Origin of the sequence: Mesorhizobium sp. M4B.F.Ca.ET.089.01.1.1, assembly GCF_004022605.1 — a bacterium.
Classification (GTDB): Bacteria; Pseudomonadota; Alphaproteobacteria; order Rhizobiales; family Rhizobiaceae; genus Mesorhizobium; species Mesorhizobium abyssinicae.
Genome location: NZ_RZOS01000486.1, coordinates 1 through 3894, shown reverse-complemented (window position 1 = coordinate 3894; position 3894 = coordinate 1). Strand labels below are relative to the sequence as shown.

Genomic DNA, 3894 nt, shown 5'->3' with positions numbered 1-3894 from the left:
CCACAATGTTGGCTATCCCTCAACAGGGGTTGGCCGACCGGCCAACCCCTGTTGAGGGATAGCCAACATTGTGGCGCGGCCATGTCCGGGAAAGCAGCTTCCACAGCCTCGGCATTGCCATCCATACCGGCCTGAAACCGCGCGGCGGTTTTGCGACAATGAAACGCGACACTTTAGGTTTTTCTTGGCCTTGCGCTTGCCGGTTCGTTATGGCAGAAGCCCCGCCATCGGCTGCGGTAGCTCAGTGGTAGAGCACTCCCTTGGTAAGGGAGAGGTCGAGAGTTCAATCCTCTCTCGCAGCACCAGTCCATCCACTTGAAATCGCTTAAACCACTGGCAGGCAACGGTTCTGTCCGCTCTTTGCGCAGCAAACGGACAGGCACGAACGACCCGGCGCGTTCGAAATCGCCAAGTGCAGACGAGGGCGTTTTGGATTTGGCCGAAGATTATTCGGCCTTGTCGTCCGGATGGCCGAGTTCGCAGAACCAGCCGCCGAGATATTTCACCGACGGCCTTTTCGGATCGGGAACGGGTGTTTTCGCCTCGACGGCGGCGCGGAACGGTTCGGCGCTGTCCTGCGGGATGAAGCCCAGGTGGTTGGCGCCGCTGTTGTCGACCGTCTTCACCTTGTTGTCCGAAATACCGAACGAGATCGTGTGGCCGACGCGCGGCGCCGTCAGCGAGGCCTCGACCAGCCGCACGCAGTCGGCGAAGGAGAGGTAGGACCACAGCATGCGCCGGTCCGCCGGCTCCGGGAAGGACGAGAAGATGCGCAGGCACACCGTCTCGATGCCGAACTTGTCCCAGTAGAGCCGGCTGAGGCTCTCGACGAAATTCTTCGACACGCCATAGAGGCTGTCCGGGCGCACCGGCGCGTCGACGCCGATATGCGCCTCGACCTCGTGATAGCCGATGGCATGCACCGAGGAGGCGTAGATGACGCGCTTCACCCCGTGTTTCCGGGCGCCTTCATAGATGTGGTAGGAGCCGCGGATGCTGGAATCGAGGATCGTCTGCCACTCGCATTCGAGCGGCGCGCCGCCGAAGTGGACGATCGCGTCGCAATCCTTGGTCGCCGCGATCGTCGCCTCCGTGTCGGCGAGGTCGAAGACCGCTTCTTCCTCGTGCGGGGCAAGGTCGCCGAACGGCACGCGCCCGGCCAGGCGGATGGTTTTCGCCAGCGGCACCAGCCCCTTGCGCAGCTCCGAGCCGAGGCGGCCGGCGGCGCCGGTGATCAGGATTCGTTCGTAATGCGGCATCATTTACTCCACTTGCGCGACGGCGGCGTTGATCCGCGAGATCGCCTCGGTCAGCACCTCTTCGCTGGTCGCGGTCGAGATGCGGAAATAGGGTGACAGTCCATAGGCGACGCCGGGCACCGACGCCACCCGGCCTTCGTTGAGAAGATAGTTTGCCACGGCCGCATCGTCCTCGAGCACGACGCCCTTGGGTGTCTTGCGGCCGATCAGGCTGGCGCAGCCGATATAGGCGTAGAAGGCGCCGTCCGGCGGCGACAGCGTCAGCCCGTTGATCTTGCGGATGCCGTCCACGACCAGGTCGCGCCGCGCCTCGAAGGCTTGCCTGAAACGACCCACCTCGTCCTGCGGGCCGTTGAGCGCGGCGACGGTCGCGGCCTGCGCGATCGAGCAGACGGAGGTGCAGGACTGACTCTGGATGGTCGACATCGCCTTGACCAGCGGCGCCGGGCCAGCCGCATAGCCGACGCGCCAGCCGGTCATCGCATAGGACTTAGACACGCCGTTGACGATCAGCGTGCGGTCCTTGAGTTCGGGGCAGGCCTTGCCGAAGGACACGAATTCGCGCCCGTCGAAAAGGATATGCTCGTCGATCTCGTCGGAAAGCACGAGCACCTGCGGATGCTTCGCCAGCACCGCCCCCAGCGCCTTGAGCTCGGCTTCCGAATAGACGGCGCCGGACGGGTTGCCCGGCATGTTGAGGAACAGCCACTTCGTCCTTGGCGTGATCGCCTCTTCCAGCAGCGCCGGCGTCAGCCGGAAACCTGTGGTCTCCGGGCATTCGACGACGACAGGCGTGCCGCCGAGCAGCTTCACCATCTCGGGATAGGAGACGAAATAGGGCGCCGGCAGGATCGCCTCGTCGCCGCTCTCCAGCGTCCCCAGCAGTGCATTGAAGATGATCTGCTTGGCGCCGTTGGCGACGACGATGTCGTCGGCCGTGTAGCCGAGACCGTTCTCGCGCCGGAACTTGCCGGCAATGGCTTCGCGCACCTCGGGCGTGCCGGCGGCACCCGTATAAAGCGTCTGGCCTGCCTTCGCCGCGAAATGCGCGGCATCGATGATGTGCATCGGTGTCGGGAAATCCGGTTCGCCGAGCCCGAGGTCGATCACGTCGACGCCGTTGGCGCGCAGCGCCTTGGCCGCTTGCGAGGCCGCCATCGAAGCCGAAGGCTTCACCACCGACAGGCGCGAGGAAACATAGCTCATCAGTCGTTCTCCGAAATGTAACCCTTGGACCGGTCGTTTGCCCGCGCAGCGGCGCTGCGCTTGGCGGGATCGCCATAGCCGCCGCCGCCCGGCAATTCCAGGATCAGCCGGCGGCCGGCCGGAACGTGCTGCCAGCCCTTCGGCCGCATCTTCGTGCCGTCGTCCAGCTTGACCACGCCGGCGACTCCCGGCTTGCCGCCATTGCGCCCTTGGGCAGGGTGGTTGACGCGGTCGAACATGGCTGAGAAGTCAAACTCGTGGCCTTCGGTCGCCTCGATCTCGATGACCTGACCCAGGCCGCCGCGGAATTCGCCGTCGCCGCCGGAATCCGGGCGCAGCTCCTTGCGCCAGATGACGATCGGTCCGGTATGCTCGGTCGCCTCGATCGGCATCGTGTGCACACCCGACGGAAAGGCCGTCGCCGACAATCCGTCGAGCTCGGGGCGGGCGCCCATGCCGCCGGAGTTGAACATCAGCACCTCCGCCCGACGGCCCGAGCCGCCTGCGACCGGCCGGGCCGAGATGTGGATGTTCCACAGCGCGCCGGCGCCTTCCGAGAGGATATTGCCGGGCAGCGCCTGCGAGATCGCGCCGAGCACGAGATCGGGAACCATGTGGCCGAAGATGTGCCTGAGCGCCACCGGCGCCGGCCGCACGGCATTCAGGATGTTGACCGGCGACGACACGGTGAAGAAGGCGAGTGAGGCGGCATTGTTCGGGATGTCCGGCGCCACTACGCATTTCAGCGCGTAGCAGGCATAGGCCTTGCTGTAGATGATCGGGCAGTTGATGCCCCAGCGGCTCATCGGGTCGGTGCCGGTGAAATCGACCTCGACATGGTCGTCGCGGATCGAAACCGTGGCCGCGAGCTTCACCGGCTCGTCATAGCCGTCGGTCACCAACTCGTTCGACCAGCTTCCCTTGGGCAGCGCCTTGATGCGTTCGAGCATGGCGTCGCGGGTGCGCGAGAAGATGAAGTCGCCGAGCCCGTCCAGCGAGGCCAGGCCAATCTCCTTCATCATGTCGACGAGGCGCCGGTGGCCGACCTCGTTGCAGGCGGCGAGCGAATAGAAGTCGCCGACCACCTGGTTGGGCTCGCGGACATTGGCGCGCAGCAGCCGGACGAGGTCGAGATTGACCTTGCCCTTTTCCGCGAACTTTATGATCGGGATCTGGATGCCTTCCTCGTAGACCGACTTGGCGTCGGCGCCGAAGCCGCGCCCGCCGACATCAACGACATGCGCCGTGCAGGCAAAGAACGCCACCAGCTCGCCATTGAGGAACGACGGCGACACCATGGTGATGTCGTGCAGATGGCCCGTGCCCTGCCAGGGATCGTTGGTGACATAGGTGTCGCCCTCGAACATCTCCTCGCGCGGGATCTCGTTCATGAAGTGCAGCACGGCCTCGGCCATGGTGTTGACATGGC

At 64.9% G+C, this 3894-nt stretch carries 3 protein-coding genes and 1 tRNA gene; 1 reads left to right on the top strand and 3 read right to left on the bottom strand.

Translation table 11 applies throughout. The features are described 5' to 3' along the window. Positions 1 to 230: 230 nt before the first annotated feature. Positions 231 to 305 (top strand) — tRNA-Thr (locus tag EN780_RS29090). A 141-nt stretch (positions 306 to 446) separates the two neighbouring features. Here EN780_RS29090 and EN780_RS29085 read toward each other — a convergent pair. The 3 genes from EN780_RS29085 to EN780_RS29075 all read right to left on the bottom strand — a co-directional run. Next, complete coding sequence (locus EN780_RS29085; protein WP_128276009.1) at positions 447 to 1259, bottom strand: NAD(P)-dependent oxidoreductase; 813 nt, start codon at positions 1257 to 1259, stop codon at positions 447 to 449. A gap of 3 nt (positions 1260 to 1262) precedes the next feature. After that, positions 1263 to 2465 carry a pyridoxal phosphate-dependent aminotransferase gene (locus EN780_RS29080; protein ID WP_128276008.1) on the bottom strand — a complete coding sequence of 401 codons (1203 nt, stop codon included), beginning with the start codon at positions 2463 to 2465 and terminating at the stop codon, positions 1263 to 1265. Continuing rightward, a partial coding sequence (locus EN780_RS29075) for a hydantoinase B/oxoprolinase family protein (RefSeq protein WP_133372757.1) occupies positions 2465 to 3894 on the bottom strand: 1430 nt, incomplete at its 5' end. The genes EN780_RS29080 and EN780_RS29075, both read right to left, overlap by 1 nt.

Coding starts and splice junctions, on each gene's coding strand:
- EN780_RS29080 (WP_128276008.1), bottom strand. CDS start 2,465: ATGAGCTATGTTTCCTCGCGCCTGTCGGTGGTGAAGCCTTCGGCTTCG.
- EN780_RS29085 (WP_128276009.1), bottom strand. CDS start 1,259: ATGCCGCATTACGAACGAATCCTGATCACCGGCGCCGCCGGCCGCCTC.